Here is a 17893-nt window from a genome sequence, read left to right on the forward strand (position 1 = left end):
GGGAGGGTAGCGCAGCTAGGGCACGGTCCGTAGCGAAGCTAGGGTGGGGGTAACTCACACGCTCCGAGCGTGGGCCACCCCCACCCTTGATCCCTCCCCACAAGGGGGAGGGAGACCCGACTGAAGCATTTCAGCGAGCCTAACCGACCTATCCGGGAGAGAGTTTTGGCCCTAGCCGAACACGCAGCCATCGCCGCCGAAAACAAGCCAGTGCGCCGCCGGCCGCTCTCAATCGGCCGGCTCGCCTCTTACATCCAGTCGATCCCGCTCTGGCTGATCCTCGGCTTCTTCCTGCTTCTGCCCATCCTCCTCCTCGTTGCCGTCAGCTTCTGGGACTACGATTTCGCTCGGATGTATCCCGACTTCGTGCTGACCAACTATGTCGATACGCTCGGCTCGTGGGTCACCTGGAAGACCTACCTGAACACCCTGAAGTTCGCGGCCATCGTCTGGGTGCTGACGCTGTTTATCGGCTTCTGGGTCGCCTATTTCCTCGCGTTCCATGTCAAGTCGGCGACTATGCAGATGGTGCTGTTCCTCGTCTGCACCGTGCCGTTCCTCACCTCCAACATCATCCGCATGATCTCGTGGATCCCGGTGCTCGGCCGCAATGGACTGGTCAACTCCACGCTGGTCGAGATGGGTGTCATCTCCCAGCCGATCGAATGGCTGCTCTATTCCGATTTCGCCGTGGTGCTCGCCATGGTGCACCTCTTCACGCTGTTCATGGTCACCCCGATCTTCAACACGCTAATGCGCATCGATCGCTCGCTGGTCGAGGCGGCGCGCGACGCCGGCGCCAGCGCATGGCAGATCATGTGGAACGTCATCCTGCCGCTGGCGAAGCCCGGCATGGCGATCGGCACCATCTTCGTCGTAACCCTCGTAATGGCGGACTTTTCGACGGTGCAGGTGATGAGCGGCGGACAGAGCGCCTCGGTGGCGCTGATGATGAAGAACCAGATGTCGCTGCTGCAGTATCCCGCCGCCGCGGCCAATGCCGTCGTGCTGCTGGTGCTGGTGCTGCTGCTGGTCGGCGGCATCCTCCGCATCGTCGATATCCGCAAGGAGCTCTGAGATGAAGCACCGTGACAAGCGCCCGCTCAGCTTCTACGTCCTTGCCGCGTTTTTCGTGCTCTTCGTGCTGTTCCTCTACGGCCCGATGTCGGCGATCTTCATCCTGTCGTTCCAGGGTCCCAGTGGCGGCCTTACCTTCCCGCTCAACGGCGTTTCGGTGCACTGGTTCGGCAACCTGTTCCAGAAGCAGGCCGTGGGCGATTTCGGCGCCAGCTTCACCCGCTCGCTGCTGCTCGGGCTGATGGTGATGGTCTCCACCGTCCTCGTCGCGCTGCTCGCCGGCCTCGCGTTTCGTCGCAAATTCATCGGCGGCACGCCGCTCTTCTACCTGACCATCGCCAGCCTCGTAGTGCCGTCGATCATCGTCAGCCTCGGCATCGGTGTGCTGTTCCAGCAGATCGGCTTCCGTCCCTCGTGGTGGACCTCGGGCTTCGGCGCCCATCTCACCTGGACGCTGCCCTTCGGCGTGCTGATCATGTTCGCCGTCTTCAACCGCTTCTCGCCGTCCTACGAGGAGGCGGCGCGCGACCTCGGTGCCTCGCCATGGCAGACCTTCCGGCACGTGCTGCTGCCGATGATCGCGCCCAGCCTGATCGGCGTCGGCCTCTTCGGCTTTTCCCTCTCGTACGACGAGTTCGCCCGCACGCTGATGACCTCGGGCAGCTTCAACACCCTGCCGCTCGAGATCTACGGCATGACCACCAACGTCACGACACCGGTGCTCTATGCGCTGGGCACGGTGACGACGCTGTTCTCGTTCGCAGTGATCCTTCTCACCCTCGGGATCATTCTTCTCATTCGGCGAAAGCGGGCACGCGCATAGATGCGGCTATTGCTCATCAACCCCAACACCACCGCCTCGATGACTGAAAAGATCGGCACGGCCGCCCGTGACGTTGCGGCCGATGGCACCGAGATCGTGGCGCGCAACCCGGCCACCGGGCCCGCCTCCATCCAGGGCGTGGAGGACGGCGAGGCCGCTCTACCCGGTCTCTTCGCCGAGATCGACAAGGCCAAGGACTTCGATGCCATCGTCATCGCCTGCTTCGACGATACAGGGCTCTACGAGGCCCGGCGGCGGACCGGCGTGCCGGTGATCGGTATAGGTGAAGCGGCTTACCACTACGCCATGCTGATCGCCGAGCGCTTCTCCGTCGTCACCACGCTCTCGGTCTCGATCCCGGTCATCCAGGAAAACATCATGCGCTACGGGCTCAGTGCCCGCTGCGGCAAGGTGCGGGCCTCGAACGTCCCGGTGCTCGAGCTCGAGCGCCCCGGATCCACTGCCCGCGAGACCATTTCCGACGAGATCGCCAGCGCGCTGCTGCATGACGGCTCCGACGCCATCGTCCTCGGTTGCGCCGGCATGGCGGACCTCGCCGCGGACCTCGCCGCCCGTCACCATGTGCCGGTCATCGACGGAGTGGCGGCCGCAGTCAAACTCGCCGAAGGGCTGGTGGCGCTCAAGCTGGGCACATCGCAATCGGGACCGTTCGCGCGTACGCTGGCCGCATGAACCTCAGCATCAAACCGATGACTCGCGCCGATCTCGACGTGGCGCTCGGCTGGGCCCGCGCCGAAGGCTGGAACCCCGGCCTCGACGATGCCGGGGTCTTTTACGCGCAGGACCCCGGCGGCTTCCTGATGGGGTGGCTCGGCACGGTGCGCGTCGGCTGCATCTCGGTGGTTAAGTACGGGTCGGACTTCGCCTTCCTCGGCCTCTACATCGTCCATCCGGCGCATCGCGGGAAGGGCTATGGCAAGGCCATCTGGGACGCCGGCATCGCCAGCGCCGCAGGCCGCACCATCGGTCTCGACGGCGTCGTGGCCCAGCAGGACAACTACCGCAAATCCGGTTTCGCCTTCACCCACAAGAGTGCGCGATGGGGCGGATCGCTTCGCGGCCTGGTCACCACCCGCTCCTTCGTCCGGCCGATCGACGGCGACGACCTCGACGCCGTCCTCTCCTACGACTGCAGGCACGTCGCCGCCGACCGCACGGACTTTCTCAAGGCCTGGCTCGCCCCGTCGCCGTCGCGCCAGACCGAGGGCTATTTCGAGGACGGCACGCTCCGCGGCTACGGCACCATCCGCCGCTGCATCGACGGCTGGAAAATCGGCCCGCTCTTTGCCGATACTCCGGCGATCGCCGAGACCTTGCTCGCGACACTGGTGACCCCGGCGGGCACCGACATGATCTTCATCGACATCCCCGAGCCCAATCACGCCGCCGTCGAAATGGCCCGCCGCCTCGGTCTCAAGCCGGCCTTCGAAACCGCCCGCATGTACAAGGGCACAGCAGCCGATCTGCCGCTCGACGAGATCTTCGGTATCACCACGCTGGAGCTCGGTTGAGGCAGACCGGGGGTAAGAGCCGGTCGTTCCCCCTCACGCCACGCCACCCCCCTCATGGTCCACGGCCTGGCGCTTGCCGGTCGAGAACATGATCAGCGCGAACACCGGCTCGTTGCCAATGGCCCGGGCCCAGTGGCGGACGTTCTGCGGGATGCGGATGATGTCGCCGGCGCCGAGCATCACGGTGTCCTCGCCCAGCCGGTGCTCGCAGGAGCCGGAGACGACATAGAGGAACTCCTCGCAATTGGGGTGCGAGTGGAGCGGGTTGCGTTCGCCCGGCTTGATGAAGCAGGTGCCGAAGGTCATTTCGGTGCCGGCCATCGATTGGTCGGTGATCTTCCAGTTGAGCTCGCCCCAGCCGGTCTGGACACGCTCGCCGTCGTTGGCGCGGGAAACGAAGGTTTCGATCGTCATCAAATGGTTCCTCGCGCTCAAATGGCGGCCGACACGCCGTGCGGCGTCGCGGCGTAAAAGTCGTAAAGCTTCATGATCTCGAGGGCGATCTGCAGCGTGCCCTTGGTGATGGGCCGCCCCTCCAGCACCGCCTCGCAGAAATGCAGCACCTCGGGCACGTAGCCGAGGGTGAACATGTTGTTGTTGTAGAGCTGGCCGAGCGAGAACTCGGGCTCGTACAGGACCGTGGCGCTCTCATCGGGCTGGATCCAGCTCGACGCGCGGCCGTAGCTCGGAAGCGCGGCCTTGCGGTAGTGCGTCAGCTTCACCCCGTTCTCGACCACCGCATGGCTGCCCTCGCCGATCGCTTCGATCCGCTCGAGCGGTCCAGCCCAGCTCTGGCCCGCGGTCATGTGGAGCGCTCCGACCGCGCCCGACTTGAAGCGGATGGAGGTGATGGTGGCGCCGTTCACCGGCTCCCACTCGAAGCTGGCCCGATCGATCTCGCCGCCGAGGAAATTGAGGATCGCGCCGGGGTGGTAGATGTGGTCGATGAAGTGCTGCATGGCGACGAGGTCGCCGCGCTTGTCGGGGGCAGGGAGGCCCTGCGGATAGCGCACGGTGAGCGAAGTCAGCCGGCCGAACTCGGGCGCCGTGACGATGTCCTTGAGCTTTTCGACGGCGGGGAAGAAGGTCTTCTTCAGCCCGGTCATGATGTTCTTGCCGGTGCGAGCTGATACCGCGATCAGCTCCTTGACTTCCGCCCGGCTCGCCGCCGTCGGCTTTTCCATCCACACGTGGGCGCCCGTCTCGACGCAATCACGCGCCAGCGCGGTCGCCCGCACGTGACCGTCCTCGGTGTAATTGGTGACGATGAACACCACATCTGGCTTTTCGGCCGCGAGCATCGCCCGGTGGTCGGTGTAGGTGCGCTCCGCCCCGAACACTTTGGCGAAGCCCTCGGCCCGCTCCTCCGAGAGGTCGCAGATCGCCGCGAGATCGACCGGCGCGTAGCGGAAGGTCGGGTAGACGTTGCGATAGGCGTGGCCGCCAGCGCCAATGAAGCAGGCCTTGAGCCGCCGCTCGTACTCGAAATTGTAGCGGATCTCCCGCGGGACGTGGTGCGGCATGGTCAGCCTTTCAGTGCGCCTTGCGTGAGGCCTTCGGTGAAGCGCCTCTGGGTGAGGATGTACAGGATGATGACCGGCAGGAAGGTGATCACCGTGCCCGAGAACACCAGCCTGAAGTCGGTGGAGTAGGTGGAAGCGAAACGCACCAGCCCGAGCGGCAGGGTCTGTACCTCGGAGCTGATCAGCACCACCAGCGGCAGGAAGAAATCGTTCCAGGTCGACAGCGCCGAGATGATCACCAGCGCTTGGAGCGCCGGGGCGGCTAGTGGGAGCATGACCTTGCGCAGGATCTGGAAGTGGCTGGCGCCATCGATCCGCGCCGCTTCGACCAGCTCGTCGGGCACACCGGCAAAGAAGCTGCGCATCAAGAAGATGCCGAAGGGGATGCCGTTGCTCACCTGCGCCAGCGTGATGCCGGCGAGCGAGTTGATCAGCCCCAGGTTGAACAGCACCTGGTAGAGCGGGATGACGATCGCCTGCACCGGGATCGTGAGCCCGATGATGACGAGGTAAAACACCCACTCGCGGCCGGGGAATCTCAGCTTGGCGAAGACATAGCCGGCGGGGGCGCAGGCGATGAGGGTGAGGGCAACAACGCCAGCGAGGTTGAGGAGGCTGTTGGCGAGCAGGTCGCCGAAGCCGCCGATCTGCCAGGCGTCAACGTAGTTCTGCCACATCGCCTCTTTGGGCAGGGCGAAGGGGTTGGCCTGGCCGATCTCGGCCTCGCTCTTGAGGCTCGAAGCGAGGAGCCAGAGGAAGGGTCCGAGCACGAGGGCGAGGACAGGGAGCAGCGCGAGGGCCGCCGGCCATTCGGACTTCCGGTGGCTCATTTGGCGAACCTCGCGCGCCAACGGTTGAACAGCACAGTGATGCCGATGGCGAGCGCGCTCAGCAGCACGCAGAGCACCGCGGCAAGTCCATGATCCTGCATCGAAAAGGCCAGCCTGTGGATGTAAGTGGTGATGAGCTCGCTCTGATAGAACGGGCCGCCATCGGTCATCACGAACACCGTGGCGAAGCCCTTGAGGCCGTTGATCATGGCCAGCGAGACCACGAAGGTCATCACCTCGGCGAGGCCGGGCAGGGTGACGTGCCAGAGCTGCTGCCAGCCGTTCGCTCCGTCGATCTCGGCTGCTTCGTAGAGCGAGTGATCGATGTTCTGGAGGCCGGCGATGAACAGCAGCATATAGAGCCCAAACCCCTGCCACGAGCTCGCGACGTTGACCGAGAAGAGAACGAGCAGCGGGTCGCTCAACCAGCCCTGGGTGAGGGCGCCCAGCCCGATCTGCTCGAGGCCGGTGTTCAACAGGCCATAGAACGGGTCGTAGATATTGGCCCAGATGACGCCGACCACGGCCAGCGAGACGAGGTGGGGGAGGAAGAAGGCGGTGCGGAAGAACACACGCGTCAGCTTCAGCCGGCTGATCAGCAGCGCGAGGACGAGGCCCAGCCCGCCGGCCATCAGCAGATGCCCGAGCAGCCATTGGAAGGTGTGGACGAGGCTTTGCCAGACGATGGGGTCGGCGGCGGCCCGGCCATAGTTGGTGAGGCCGACGAAGTTGGCCTCGGTGTTGAGACCGCGGGAGTCGGTGAAGCTCAGCCAGAAGGTCAAGAGGATCGGCAGCAGGCTGAACAGCGCGTAGATCGCGAGGGCTGGCAGGAGGAGCGGGATCGCGGAGGCGACGGCCTCGCGGTGGGTGCGGCGGGCGGGGCGCGCTACCTTCACCGGGGCGATGCCGTGGCTGTCTGCGGTGGTTAGTCTGGTCGCCATCAGGCACGAACTCTTAGTCGGGAGCCTTCTCCCCTTGTGGGAGAAGGTGGCGCGAAGCGCCGGATGAGGGGTGATCCTCTCCCGTTTACGGGGGGAGGGGGACCGCCGAAGGCGGTGGAGGGGGCGGCGGGAAGCGCAGGTGAGTGTGGCCGCCCCCTCCACCAGCTTCGCTGGTCCCCCTCCCCCGCTCCGCAGGGGAGGATAACCCCTCATCCGCCCTTCGGGCACCTTCTCCCACAAGGGGAGAAGGCGACCGTTGAGGGATCGAGCCTACTGCGCTTCCGCCATCTTGGCCTCGATCTGCGCCATGGCATCCTCGCCGGTGATCTGGGCGCTGATGATGCCCTGGATGACCTGGAAGTAGCTGTCGACGACGCTGGCCGGCAGGTAGACGCTTGGATTGTAGCCCACGCCATTGTCCGCGGCGGCAAAGATGTCGCCGAGGATCGCGGTCGGCGGGTTCACGCCATCGAGCGCCCGCGGGTAGATCATGGTGCTCGCTGGGTTCTCGGCCCGCTTCTTCATCACGGCGTCCGAGAGGATGAAGTCGATCCACTTCATCGCCAGCTCCGGCTCGTTGGAATTGGCCGGCACCAGCCAGCTCCAGCCGACGCCACCGGTCGGCTTGCCCGGCCCGAGGTCAGACGGCATCGGCGAATAACCGGCATTGGCGAGGTCGTATTCGGCCTTGCGGGCGTTAGCGGTGAACCAGGGGCCGGCGACGAACAGGGCCGCCCGCTTGTTGAACCACAGCCGCGCCGCGCCATCGAGATCGAGCGCCGCCATTTCCTTGTCGATGTAGCCCTTGTCGACCAGCTCGCGTAGCCGCACCGCGCCGGTGACCATCGACGGGTCGGTCCAGCTGAGTTCGCCCGAAACCGCCTTGCCGACAGCCTCGCTGCCGCTCGCCGACTGCAGCATGTTGCCGAACAGGTGCCCGGCGCTGCCGGCCGTCCGTGGCCCGATGGCGATCGGCATGATCCCCTTGTCCTTGATCTTTCCGAGCAGATCGAGGAACTCGGCATAGGTCGCGGGCATGGTCCAGCCGTTCTCGGCGAACATGTCCTTGTGGTACCAGACCGCCAACGCATCGAGCCCATCCGGCACTTCGTAGATTTCGCCGCCGCGCTGCCGCTTCAGCTCTTCGTAGAGCCAGGGATAGATCTGTTTGTCCCAGCCGCGCTCGCCATAGGCGGCGGTGAGCGGGGAGACGAGCTTGGCGTCGACCACGGTGGTCACCCGGGCGATGCCCGAATTGGTGAGGATGACGTCGGGCCCGGCATTGGACTGGATGGCGGCCTGCACCGCGCCGTTCGAAATCGTGCCGGTGGGCGGCATGAACTCGACGGTGACGCCGGGATTGGCGGCCTCGAACTCGGCCTTGAGGCCGTTCCACAGCTCCGCGACGAGCGGCTCGGTGATCTGTTCGGGGCCCCACATGACGAGCTTCTGAGCCTGGGCTCCGCTCGCCAATCCAGCGACCGCGAGGGCGGCGGCCGAGGCCAATAGGGTACGTCTCAACATGGTGGTCCTCCTCATTGGGCGCGCCGGTTGACCGGCGTCGTCGTTGTGCGCGGGGCATGTCCCGCAGGTATGGCCTAGCGTCTGGCCGGTTTGGGGTCTTCGAAGCGCGCCAACACGGTGCGCTGGACGTCGGAGATGTGGGCGTGCATCAGCGCCACCGCGGCCTGGATGTCGCGCTTGCGGAAGGCGGCGAGGATGTCGTCGCGCTCGCGCGCCGCATCCTCGGCGAAGGTGTGGCTCTCATTGGCGATGGTGCGGCCGATCTGGATCTGCAGCGCCAGCCGGCTCAGCGTCTCGATCAGCGCGGCGTTGCCGGAGAGCTCGGCAATGGTCTCGTGGAACTCGCGGTCGGCGAGGCCGTAGGCCACCATGTCGTCGGTTTTCAGCGCCGCGACGGCTTCGTCGAGGATGCGTTCGAAGTTGGCGATGTGCCGGTCGCTCATCTGCGGCACTGCGAGTTCGACTGCGAAGCACTCGAGGGTCTTGCGGAGCTCGTAGAGGTCCTCGGTTTCTTTCCTCGAAAAGCTGCGCACGAAGAAGCCACGATACGGCTTGATTTCGATCAGCCCTTCCTTGCTCAGCGTGCCGAGCGCCTCGCGGAACGGCGTGCGGCTCACCCGCAGCTTCTCGGTCAGCGCCTTCTCGTCGAGTGGCGCACCAGACGGCAGCTCACCCGAAACGATCATCCGCACGATCTCCTCGTAGATGCGTTCGCGCAGCGTCAGGTGGCGGATCTCGTTCATTGCGGTTCCGTTGCGGCCTCGTTGTCCGATGTGGATTTGTATACAATCATTGCAAGAATATACAATATGGAAAATGCACGCTATGCCTATTGCATACGAGAGGCGGTGGCAAGCCGCGCAAACAGGCCTGAAACGGCCGGAAAGAGGGAGGAAATGGCAAAGGTCTATGTGGTCGGAACCATGGACACGAAGGGTCCGGAGCTGCGCTATACCGCCGAACGCGTGCGCGCTGCCGGAGCTGAACCAGTGCTCGTCGATGTCGGCACGCAGGGTACCGGGGCGGGCGCCGACGTCGCGGCAACGGTGGTCGCTACCCACCATCCGGAGGGGTCAGGGGCCGTGCTCGGCCTCACCGATCGCGGCAAGGCGGTCTCCGCCATGGCGATGGCACTGACCCGCTATCTCGCTGGCCGTACCGATATCGGCGCCGTGCTCGGCCTCGGCGGTACTGGCAACACCGCGCTCGTCACCGAAGCCATGCGCGCGCTGCCGATCGGGACTCCCAAGCTGATGGTTTCGACCGTCGCATCGGGCAACACCGCGCCCTATGTCGGGCCGAACGATCTTACCATGATGTATTCGGTGGTCGATGTCGCCGGGCTCAACGCCATCTCGCGGAAGGTCATCGGCAACGCCGCGCACGCCGCCGCCGGCATGGCGCTCACCACGGCGCCGGCTTCAGGCGCCGACAAGCCGGGGCTGGGGATGACGATGTTCGGCGTCACTACCCAATGCGTCACCATGGTCCGCGAGGCGATGGAGGCGACGCACGAGGTCTACACCTTCCACGCCACCGGCACCGGCGGGCAATCGATGGAAAAGCTCGCCGATTCTGGCCTCGTCGCCGGCCTGATCGACGTCACCACCACCGAGGTGCCAGATCTGCTGGTCGGTGGCGTGTTCCCTGCCACTGAAGACCGCTTCGGCTCGGTGATCCGTACCCGGCTACCCTATGTCGGCTCGGTCGGCGCCGTGGACATGGTCAACTTCGGCGCGAGGGAAACCGTCCCCGCCCAGTTCCGCGACCGCAAGCTCCACGTCCACAACGCCCAGGTCACCCTGATGCGCACCACCCCCGACGAGAACCGCCGCGTGGGGGAGTTCATCGTCAGTCGTCTCAACCGTATGGAGGGGCCGGTCCGCTTCCTACTGCCGCTCAAGGGCGTCTCGGCCATCGATGCACCGGGCCAGCCGTTCCACGATCCCGCGGCCGACGCCGTCCTGTTCGACACCATCCGTTCCGGCTGGCAGGCGACGCCGAACCGAAAACTGGTCGAGCTCGACCTCCACATCAACGATCCCGCGTTCGCCACCACGCTGGTGGCGAACTTCCGTGAACTTTCCCCGTCCTAAGGCCAGACCATGACCAGACTTTCCCGCGAAGACATCCTCCTCAAGCTGCGCCAGAAGATCGCCGCCGGCATCCCCATCATCGGCGGCGGCGCTGGCACCGGGCTCAGCGCCAAGGCCGAGGAAGCCGGCGGCATCGACCTGATTGTGATATATAATTCAGGGCGTTACCGCATGGCGGGGCGTGGTTCCCTCGCCGGCCTCATGGCCTACGGCAACGCCAACGACATCGTCGTCGAAATGGCCCACGAGGTCCTCCCCGTAGTCCGCCACACTCCCGTCCTCGCGGGTGTAAACGGTACCGACCCGTTCCTGATCCCGGACAAATTCCTCAATGAACTGATGGAGCTGGGCTTCGCCGGCATCCAGAACTTCCCCACTGTCGGCCTTATCGACGGCACCTTCCGCGCCAACCTCGAAGAGACCGGCATGAGCTACGCGCTGGAGGTCGAAATCATCGCCCGAGCCGCGAAAAAGGACATGCTGACAACGCCTTACGTCTTCTCCAGCGACGATGCCGTGGCAATGGCGAACGCCGGTGCCGACATCATCGTCTGCCATCTCGGCCTCACCACCGGCGGCTCCATCGGTGCGGAGACCGCGCTCACCCTCGACGATTGCATTACGAAGATCGACGAATGGTCCGCCGCCGCCCGCTCCGTCCGCGACGACATCATCGTTCTCTGCCATGGCGGCCCCATCGCCATGCCTGAGGATGCGAGCTACGTCCTCGCCCGCACCGAAACCTGCCACGGCTTCTACGGCGCCAGCTCGATGGAACGCCTGCCGACGGAACTCGCGATCGCCAACCAGGTGGCGATGTTTACCTCGCTTGGAGGCGCATAGCCGCGCCGATGACCCGGAGCCATGCCGAAGCCTACGCGCCTCGAAGCGGCCGACCCGGTGGCAGGTCCTCGTCGTCGATGAAGCAATAGCGCCAGCTCTCGCCGATCTCGTAGGACTGGATGACGGGGTGGCCGGTGGCGTGGAAGTGGCGACGGGCGTGGCGGTTTGGGGATTCGTCGCAGCAGCCGACATAGCCACAGACGAGGCAGATTCGTAGGTGCACCCAGCCGCTGCCCGTCTTGAGGCAATCTTCGCAGGCATCGCTGCTGCTGGGGACGACATCCTCGCGGATCAGGTTCGCATGCGCGCAGCCGCTAGCCGGCGTCATCGACGACCTCGCCCTCGGCCCGCTTCAGCCGCAGCGGCAGCACGATGCGAAACTCGGTCCGGCCCGGTTGCGAGGTAAAGCCGATCCGTCCGCGATGCCGGTTGACCACGATGTTGTGGGCGATATGCAGCCCGAGGCCGGTGCCGACGCCCTGCGCCTTGGTGGTGAAGAACGGCTCGAATATGCGCTGGCCGATCTCGTCGGGGATGCCCGGACCGCTGTCGGCGATCATGACTTCCACCTCGTCGCCGATCCGGCGCGCGCCGACCTCGAGCCGGCCTTGTCCGTTCATGGCCTGCACCGCGTTGTCGATGAGGTTGGTCCACACCTGGTTGAGCTCGCCGGCATAGGCCTCGACGCGCGGCAGGGCCGGCTCGTACATCCGCGTCACGGCCACGCCTTGCTTGATCTTGTGGTTGAGGATCATCAGCGTGTCGTCGAGGCTCATCGCCAGGTCGACGTCCTGCACCGGAGCCTGGTCGAGATAGGCATAGGATTTGACCGAGCGCACGATGTTGGAGATGGCCACCGATGCGGCCTCGATCTCTTCCATCAGTTGCTGCGCCATCAGGCCGGCGCCCATCCACTGCAGCACCGGCTTCAAGTGCGGCCCGTCGAACGTTGTCGCCAGCTGGTCCAGCTTCTCCGCCGTCCAGCCGTAAACGGCCATGGCCGGGGCGATGTCCCAGGGGTCCTCGACGTCGACCGCCTCGAGCTTGGTGATGAGGCGGGCCTCCTGCCGGCGAGCCTCGACGTCGGAGCAGCGCGTTGCCCGGCAGCCCGCGATGGCTTTTTCGAGCTCGGCCAGGCCCTGTCGCTCGCCATCCGACATCCGCAGCATGCTCAGCTCGACCGTGCGCCGCCGCCAGGCCTCAAAGGCCTCGCCGAGATAGCCGGTGGACCGCTGGATCGCGGCGGCGGGATTGTTGAGTTCGTGCGCCAGCCCGGCAGCCAGCGTACCCAGCGCCGCGAGCTTGTCGGACTGGACCAGCGAGGCCTCGGTGCTGCGCAGCCGGGCCATCACGGTGCGCAACAGGGTTGCCGCCGCCTCCGGCCGTTTGGCGAGCAACTGGCGGAACTCCTCCTGTCCGATCACCAGCAGTTCGCTCGGCTGGCTGGCCCGCACCGATGCCGTGCGCGGGGTCCGTTCCAGAAGGCTCATCTCGCCCAGCACGTCGCCCGCGCCGCGCGTTGCCAGCGTGATCTCGCGATCATCGTCGTGCTTGGTGACCTCGAGCAGCCCCGAGAGGATGATGAACAGCGTGTCGCCGGGCGCGCCCTCGCGGATGATCAGCTCGCCCGGCGCAGCCAGTAGCCGTCGTCCGCTGTGCCAGAGTTCCTCGGCCTCCGCATCGCTGAGCTCGGAAAATATCGGGACCTGGCGGATCAGGTCGACCGGCCGGTCGGCTACTTCCGCCGTCATCTCACTTCTCCGTCGGCGCGGCAGGGCGCTGGGGCATGGCGGGTCCCTTCAGGTGCTGGTGCACGAAGGTGACCGCCATCGCCCCCTCGCCGACCGCCGAGGCGATGCGCTTGGTCGATTGCCGGCGCACGTCGCCGGCGACGAACACGCCGGGCACGCTCGTTTCGAGCCAGAAAGGGTCCCGCTCCGCGTCCCAGCCGTTCGGCTTGCGATTGGGCTCGCGCTCGAGATCGGGGCCGGAGAGGATGTAGCCCTGCGCGTCGAGCTGCAGCTTGTCGCGCAACCAGTCGGTGCGCGGCGAGGCGCCGATGAACACGAACACCGCCCGGGCCGGCACCCGCTCGACTTCCCCGCCCGCATCCTTGATCGAGATCGCTTCGAGGCTCTCTTCGCCGTGCAGTTCGGCGATCGCGGCGCCGGTGCGGACGGCGATGTTGTCGGCCTCCTCGATACGCTCGATGAGGTATTTCGACATGCTCTCCTCGAGCGATTTGCCGCGCACCAGCAGCGTCACCGAGCTCGCATAGCGGGCAAGGTGCAAGGCGGCCTGTCCGGCCGAATTGCCGGCGCCGACCACGAACACGTCCTGTCCCTTCACCCCCAGGGCTTCGGTCTGCGCCGCGCCGTAGAACAGTCCTGCGCCTGACAGGCGCTCGGCCCCCGGCACGTCAAGCAGCCGGTAGGATACGCCGGTGGCAACGATCAGCGCCTGTGCCGCTACCCGGTTGCCGTCGCTGAGGGTCAGGATGTGGTAGCCGTCCTGCGTGTCGAGCGCCACCGCCTCCATCGGGGTCAGGATCTCGGCCCCGAACCGCCGCGCCTGGGCGACGCCGCGCCGCGCCAGATCGGCGCCGCTAAGCCCCACGGGAAAGCCGAGATAGTTCTCGATGCGCGAGCTGGTCCCTGCCTGCCCGCCGGGCGCCTCGCGCTCGATCAGCAGCGTCCGCATACCCTCCGATGCGCCATAGACAGCCGAGGCAAGGCCGGCCGGGCCGGTGCCAACGACGATCAGGTCGTAGGTGTCCGATACCGCATGGGTATGGAGCCCGATCCTTTCGGCCAGCGCCGGCACCGTCGGCCGCGACATCGCCGTGCCATCCGCCAGCAGCACGAGGGGAAGCGGCTCGGCTGCTGCCCCGGCCAGCTCCCTGAGCTTTTCCGCCTCGGGGTCGGTCTCGACGTCGAGCCAGCGATAGGGAATAAGGTTCCGCGCCAGGAATTCGCGCACCCGATGTCCGTCCGCCGACCAGCGATGGCCGATGATCCGTACGCCCTCGAACACCGGCTGGTAGCCGGCGCGCCAGTCGTCCAGCAGGTCGTCGAGCACCGGATAAAGCAGCTCTTCGGGCGGATGCCACGGCTTCATCAGGTAGTGGTCGAGCTTGACCTCGTTGATCGCCCGGATCGCGGCGTCGGTGTCGGCATAGGCGGTGAGCAGCACGCGCTTGGCGTCGGGAAATTCCGCCATGGCTCGCGCGAGGAACGCGACGCCGGTCATTTCCGGCATGCGCTGGTCGGCGAGAAACAACGCCACGGCGCGGTTGCTCAGTTTGAACTCGCCCAGCAGCTCCAGGGCTTCGGCGCCGGAGCCGGCGCGCTGCACGTCGTAATCCGAGCTGTAGTGGCGGCGCAGGTCGCGCGTGATGGCGGCGAGAACTGAGGGCTCGTCGTCGACCGCAAGGATCACCGGCTTTTCCATGGGCTAGGCTCGCATCACCTGAGGGTGTTCACCCGGCATCGGCCAGGGCAGGCGGATCTGGTCGCGAAGGCTCGCCGCTTCCTGCCGGGCCTCGGCAGCGGCCTCGGCATCGCCCCGCGCGTCCTCGATATCGCCGAGGATCGTCAACGAGTTGGCAAGATAGGGCTTGAGCTCCATGCGGCGGAAATAGGCAATGGCGGCCGTGATCGCGTCCTTCGCCTCGCCGGTTCGCTCGAGTCGCAGCAGGGTGCGGGCATGGGGGATCGACAGGGCGGCGACCACGAAGTCGTCGTCGGTACTGCGCGCGCTCTCCACCGCCGTGCGGATCTTGTCGACCGAGTCGGGGGTGCCCTTCTCGAACTCGGCTTCCGCCACGCCGGCGCGGATCATGTTGATGTAGTAGTCCATGCCGATGGCATCGGCGAGCTTCAGGGAACGGCGGAATTGGGTCAGCGCGTCGTCGATCCGGTGCTTGTCGAGTTCGCCGCGTCCCACCCCGAAATAGGCGGCGCAGGCGCATTCCAGCCCATTTGCCGACATGGCAAGTTCAGCGCCGAGCTTGGCATGCTCCAGACCCTGCTCGATGTCGCCCATATCGTAGTAGGCCATGCTCGCGCCGATATGGACGTCCGCCTGCTTCACCGGCGAGGCGATCATATGGGTCATTGCCAGCGCCTCGTCGATCAGGGCGCTGGCTTCGTCGAACTCGCCCAGCCGCGCCAACGCCATGGCGCGGTAGGTGAGGGCATGCCCAAGAATGTCCGGTGCATCGAGCCGGCGCGCCATCGCGATCACCTCGGCAAGCTTCTGCTCTCCTGATCGCGCATCGCGCTCGACCAGCGACCAGGTGGCGATGAACAATGGAAGCAGCAGCACCTGGTCGTCGCCGACCTCGGCGGCGAGCGCCTGCGCTTCTTCGAGATAAGGGAAGCCGCGCGAGGGAAAACCCGTGACCATGTGCACATTGCCGGTCCAGCTCAGCGCCAGGCCGAGCCGGCGCTTGTCACCGATTTCGCGCGCGATCTGAACCGCCTGTCCGATCTTGTCGAGCATGCCGTCATACTGGGCGCGGCGGTTGCGCACCCAGGCCCATTCGAGGATTGCGTCGATCAGGTCCTCGGGCCGGGCATCGGGCATCTTCTCGATGGTGGCGAGGATGCGGTCACGATGTTCCATTTCCTCGCGCACCGCGTAGAGTCGGCGCGCGTTGTCGGCAGCGATGCGGGCGTATTTGAGCGTCTGCGCGAGGTTTCCGGCTTCCTCGAAATGGTGGGCCAGCACCGCCGCGAACTCGTCTCGCCGTTCCATGAACAGTGATTCAAGCGCCTCGCCGCAGCGCGCGTGGAGGTCGCGCCGGCGCGAGCGCAACAGCAGGTCGTAGGCAGCCTCGCAGGTCAGCGCATGCTTGAAGATATATTCACGCTCGGGGTCGCGCGCTTTCTCGCGCACCAGTTGCTCGTAGCTCAGCGTCGCCAGATGCGGCTCGACATGCTCGATCCTTTCGGCCGCGGGGGCATCCCGGCACACCGTCTCCAGCACCCGGTGCTGGAACACCCGGCCGATCACCGCCGCCGTCTGTGCCACGCGCTTGGTCGCATCGGGCAGGCGGTCGATGCGGGCGCTGAGCACGCCCGCCAGCGTATCGGGAATGGTCGCCTCGAGAATCGAGCGTGTTGCCCGCCAGTGCCCCCCTTCCTGCACCACCTGGCCACCGTCGATCAGCGCGCGCAGCACCTCTTCGAGATAGAACGGATTGCCTTCCGAGCGCTCGAGGATCTGGGCGCGGATGGAATTGGGCAGCTCCTCGATATGCAGCAGGTTGCCGAGCAGCTCGCCGGAGGCCGCGGGCCCTAGCGGTTCGAGATCGATGCGGGCAAAGCTCGTGCCAAGGCTCGCCTGCAGCCGGTCGACCAGTTGCCAGCTCGCGGCCTTTCGGTCAGGGCGCAGGATGATGACGAGCAGGATCGGCTCGAACGCGGAAAGCGTCGCCACCTGGGCGATGAGTTCGAGCGTGGCGCTGTCAGACCAGTGCAGGTCGTCCATCACCATCACATATGGGTTCGACCGGCCGCCGGTGTGCATTGCCGCCTTGATGGCGCTGACGATCGCCCCGGCCACGCCGCCCACCACGCTGTCGCCGGTCATCGCTGCCAGCGCCATGCGGCTCGCCTCGCCCTCCACCGCCAGCATGGTTTCGTAGAACGGGATGTCGTCCGGGTTGAGACCCAGCCGCTCGACCCAGGCCGCGATCTTCTCGCGCACCACAGGGGCGTTATCCATGTCGTCGGCACCGACGATCTGCCGCCCCAGTTGCCGCCACGGGTAGTAGGGGATCGACTGCCCATAGGAGATGGCCCGCGCCTCGCGCCAAAGCGGGCGCGGCTCGGGCAGCGCGTCGCGGCGATGCCGAAGTTCGGCAATGAGCCGCGACTTGCCGAGGCCGGCCTCGCCAATCAACGCAACCACCGAGCCCAGCCCTTTATTGAGATCCGCCAACTTGTCAGCAAGGAGGCCGATTTCCCGCTCGCGCCCGACCAGTGGCGAGCTCAGGCCCTCGATGCCGCGCACCGATCCGGGCGCGGCGCTCGCCCCGGTCACCTCGTAGCACTCGACCGGGTCGGACTTGCCCTTCATCTCGATCCGGCCGCGCGGGCGGAAGTCGAACAGCGGGTGGACGAGCCGGTAGGTGTCGGCGCTGATCAGCACCGTGCCCGGTTCGGCCGCCGATTGCAGCCGGGCCGCGATATTGGCCGCGTCGCCGAGTGCGGTGTACTCGGTCTTGATGGCGTCGCCGACGAAGGCCAGCACTGCCATGCCGGTATTGATGCCGACCCGCAGCTCGAAATCGACCCCGTGCTGGGCCTTGACGCTGGCGGCGTAGCGCTTTGCCGCCTGCTGCATCTCAAGGCCGGCGCGGACCGCCCGCTCGGCGTCGTCCTCATGCGCCAGCGGTGCGCCGAACAGGGCCAATACCGCATCGCCCATCAGTCGGGAGACCGTGCCGCCGAATTGCGAGACGGATTTGTTCATGAAGGCGAAGGCGCCGTTCATGATGGTGGCAAAATCCTCGGGGTCGAGCTTCTCCGCAATCGCCGTGGATCGCGCGACGTCGGCGAACAGCACCGTGGCGAACCGCCTCTCACCCTCCACCGGTCGGGCCGGGGCAAGCGCGTTGCCACAGTTTGCGCAGAACTTGGCGGCATCGGCATTGTCGAAGCCGCATTTGGGGCAATGCTGCATCACCCATCTCTCGA

Annotated in this window: 16 protein-coding genes; 6 read left to right on the forward strand and 10 right to left on the reverse strand. The window is 66.1% G+C overall.

The window, feature by feature from the left end; genetic code table 11:
* The first annotated feature begins 210 nt into the window (after positions 1-210).
* From ACOYW5_RS17665 to ACOYW5_RS17680, 4 genes are read left to right on the forward strand one after another with little or no spacing between them, the layout of a single operon-like run.
* Positions 211-1077, forward strand: a complete 867-nt coding sequence (locus tag ACOYW5_RS17665; RefSeq protein ID WP_423069491.1) for an ABC transporter permease — start codon at positions 211-213, stop codon at positions 1075-1077.
* A 1-nt stretch (position 1078) separates the two neighbouring features.
* Positions 1079-1900 (forward strand): ABC transporter permease, encoded by an 822-nt coding sequence (locus ACOYW5_RS17670; protein WP_423066203.1) that lies wholly within the window; start codon positions 1079-1081, stop codon positions 1898-1900.
* The gene (locus tag ACOYW5_RS17675; RefSeq protein ID WP_423066204.1) at positions 1901-2593 is read left to right on the forward strand and encodes an aspartate/glutamate racemase family protein; all 693 of its coding nucleotides are present in this window, start codon (positions 1901-1903) and stop codon (positions 2591-2593) included. It begins immediately after the preceding gene.
* A gap of 17 nt (positions 2594-2610) precedes the next feature.
* Positions 2611-3432, forward strand: a complete 822-nt coding sequence (locus ACOYW5_RS17680; protein WP_423066205.1) for a GNAT family N-acetyltransferase — start codon at positions 2611-2613, stop codon at positions 3430-3432.
* 33 nt (positions 3433-3465) lie between these two features.
* Here ACOYW5_RS17680 and ACOYW5_RS17685 read toward each other — a convergent pair whose 3' ends face one another.
* The 6 genes from ACOYW5_RS17685 to ACOYW5_RS17710 all read right to left on the reverse strand — a co-directional run bounded on the left by ACOYW5_RS17685 (position 3466) and on the right by ACOYW5_RS17710 (position 8993).
* Complete coding sequence (locus ACOYW5_RS17685; RefSeq protein ID WP_423066206.1) at positions 3466-3846, reverse strand: cupin domain-containing protein; 381 nt, start codon at positions 3844-3846, stop codon at positions 3466-3468.
* A gap of 17 nt (positions 3847-3863) precedes the next feature.
* Positions 3864-4955: a Gfo/Idh/MocA family protein gene (locus ACOYW5_RS17690; protein ID WP_423066207.1), complete on the reverse strand. Its 1092-nt coding sequence runs from the start codon at positions 4953-4955 to the stop codon at positions 3864-3866.
* Between the two features lie 2 nt (positions 4956-4957).
* Positions 4958-5785, reverse strand: a complete 828-nt coding sequence (locus tag ACOYW5_RS17695; RefSeq protein WP_423066208.1) for a carbohydrate ABC transporter permease — start codon at positions 5783-5785, stop codon at positions 4958-4960.
* Positions 5782-6726 (reverse strand): carbohydrate ABC transporter permease, encoded by a 945-nt coding sequence (locus tag ACOYW5_RS17700; protein WP_423066209.1) that lies wholly within the window; start codon positions 6724-6726, stop codon positions 5782-5784. The genes ACOYW5_RS17695 and ACOYW5_RS17700 overlap by 4 nt, the downstream gene beginning before the upstream one ends.
* Positions 6727-6996: 270 nt before the next feature.
* Complete coding sequence (locus ACOYW5_RS17705) at positions 6997-8250, reverse strand: ABC transporter substrate-binding protein (RefSeq protein WP_423066210.1); 1254 nt, start codon at positions 8248-8250, stop codon at positions 6997-6999.
* 74 nt (positions 8251-8324) lie between these two features.
* On the reverse strand, positions 8325-8993 hold the full coding sequence (locus ACOYW5_RS17710; RefSeq protein ID WP_423066211.1) for a GntR family transcriptional regulator: 669 nt from the start codon (positions 8991-8993) through the stop codon (positions 8325-8327).
* Positions 8994-9146: 153 nt separating this feature from the next.
* Between ACOYW5_RS17710 and ACOYW5_RS17715 the strand changes: the two genes are divergently transcribed.
* Positions 9147-10346, forward strand: a complete 1200-nt coding sequence (locus ACOYW5_RS17715) for a Tm-1-like ATP-binding domain-containing protein (protein ID WP_423066212.1) — start codon at positions 9147-9149, stop codon at positions 10344-10346.
* Between the two features lie 9 nt (positions 10347-10355).
* On the forward strand, positions 10356-11189 hold the full coding sequence (locus tag ACOYW5_RS17720) for a phosphoenolpyruvate hydrolase family protein (RefSeq protein ID WP_423066213.1): 834 nt from the start codon (positions 10356-10358) through the stop codon (positions 11187-11189).
* A 31-nt stretch (positions 11190-11220) separates the two neighbouring features.
* Here ACOYW5_RS17720 and ACOYW5_RS17725 read toward each other — a convergent pair whose 3' ends face one another.
* From ACOYW5_RS17725 to ACOYW5_RS17740, 4 genes are read right to left on the reverse strand one after another with little or no spacing between them, the layout of a single operon-like run.
* Entirely contained in the window at positions 11221-11517 is a 297-nt protein-coding gene (locus tag ACOYW5_RS17725; RefSeq protein ID WP_423066214.1) for a UBP-type zinc finger domain-containing protein, read from the reverse strand.
* Entirely contained in the window at positions 11504-12940 is a 1437-nt protein-coding gene (locus tag ACOYW5_RS17730; RefSeq protein ID WP_423066215.1) for a sensor histidine kinase, read from the reverse strand. Before ACOYW5_RS17730 ends, ACOYW5_RS17725 begins: the two co-directional genes overlap by 14 nt.
* A gap of 1 nt (position 12941) precedes the next feature.
* Complete coding sequence (locus tag ACOYW5_RS17735; protein ID WP_423066216.1) at positions 12942-14639, reverse strand: FAD-dependent oxidoreductase; 1698 nt, start codon at positions 14637-14639, stop codon at positions 12942-12944.
* Positions 14640-14642: 3 nt separating this feature from the next.
* Positions 14643-17879, reverse strand: a complete 3237-nt coding sequence (locus ACOYW5_RS17740) for an adenylate/guanylate cyclase domain-containing protein (RefSeq protein WP_423066217.1) — start codon at positions 17877-17879, stop codon at positions 14643-14645.
* Between the last annotated feature and the right edge of the window lie 14 nt (positions 17880-17893).

This window comes from Devosia sp. CN2-171, from assembly GCF_049354815.1.
GTDB lineage: Bacteria > Pseudomonadota > Alphaproteobacteria > Rhizobiales > Devosiaceae > Devosia_A.

Excerpts from the sequence above, each read along its gene's own strand:
- ACOYW5_RS17710 (WP_423066211.1), bottom strand. The coding sequence starts at position 8,993 with ATGAACGAGATCCGCCACCTGACGCTGCGCGAACGCATCTACGAGGAG.
- ACOYW5_RS17730 (WP_423066215.1), bottom strand. The coding sequence starts at position 12,940 with ATGACGGCGGAAGTAGCCGACCGGCCGGTCGACCTGATCCGCCAGGTC.
- ACOYW5_RS17735 (WP_423066216.1), bottom strand. The coding sequence starts at position 14,639 with ATGGAAAAGCCGGTGATCCTTGCGGTCGACGACGAGCCCTCAGTTCTC.
- ACOYW5_RS17675 (WP_423066204.1), top strand. The coding sequence starts at position 1,901 with ATGCGGCTATTGCTCATCAACCCCAACACCACCGCCTCGATGACTGAA.
- ACOYW5_RS17685 (WP_423066206.1), bottom strand. The coding sequence starts at position 3,846 with ATGACGATCGAAACCTTCGTTTCCCGCGCCAACGACGGCGAGCGTGTC.
- ACOYW5_RS17740 (WP_423066217.1), bottom strand. The coding sequence starts at position 17,879 with ATGCAGCATTGCCCCAAATGCGGCTTCGACAATGCCGATGCCGCCAAG.
- ACOYW5_RS17720 (WP_423066213.1), top strand. The coding sequence starts at position 10,356 with ATGACCAGACTTTCCCGCGAAGACATCCTCCTCAAGCTGCGCCAGAAG.
- ACOYW5_RS17680 (WP_423066205.1), top strand. The coding sequence starts at position 2,611 with ATGACTCGCGCCGATCTCGACGTGGCGCTCGGCTGGGCCCGCGCCGAA.
- ACOYW5_RS17705 (WP_423066210.1), bottom strand. The coding sequence starts at position 8,250 with ATGTTGAGACGTACCCTATTGGCCTCGGCCGCCGCCCTCGCGGTCGCT.
- ACOYW5_RS17725 (WP_423066214.1), bottom strand. The coding sequence starts at position 11,517 with ATGACGCCGGCTAGCGGCTGCGCGCATGCGAACCTGATCCGCGAGGAT.
- ACOYW5_RS17715 (WP_423066212.1), top strand. The coding sequence starts at position 9,147 with ATGGCAAAGGTCTATGTGGTCGGAACCATGGACACGAAGGGTCCGGAG.
- ACOYW5_RS17670 (WP_423066203.1), top strand. The coding sequence starts at position 1,079 with ATGAAGCACCGTGACAAGCGCCCGCTCAGCTTCTACGTCCTTGCCGCG.
- ACOYW5_RS17695 (WP_423066208.1), bottom strand. The coding sequence starts at position 5,785 with ATGAGCCACCGGAAGTCCGAATGGCCGGCGGCCCTCGCGCTGCTCCCT.
- ACOYW5_RS17700 (WP_423066209.1), bottom strand. The coding sequence starts at position 6,726 with ATGGCGACCAGACTAACCACCGCAGACAGCCACGGCATCGCCCCGGTG.
- ACOYW5_RS17690 (WP_423066207.1), bottom strand. The coding sequence starts at position 4,955 with ATGCCGCACCACGTCCCGCGGGAGATCCGCTACAATTTCGAGTACGAG.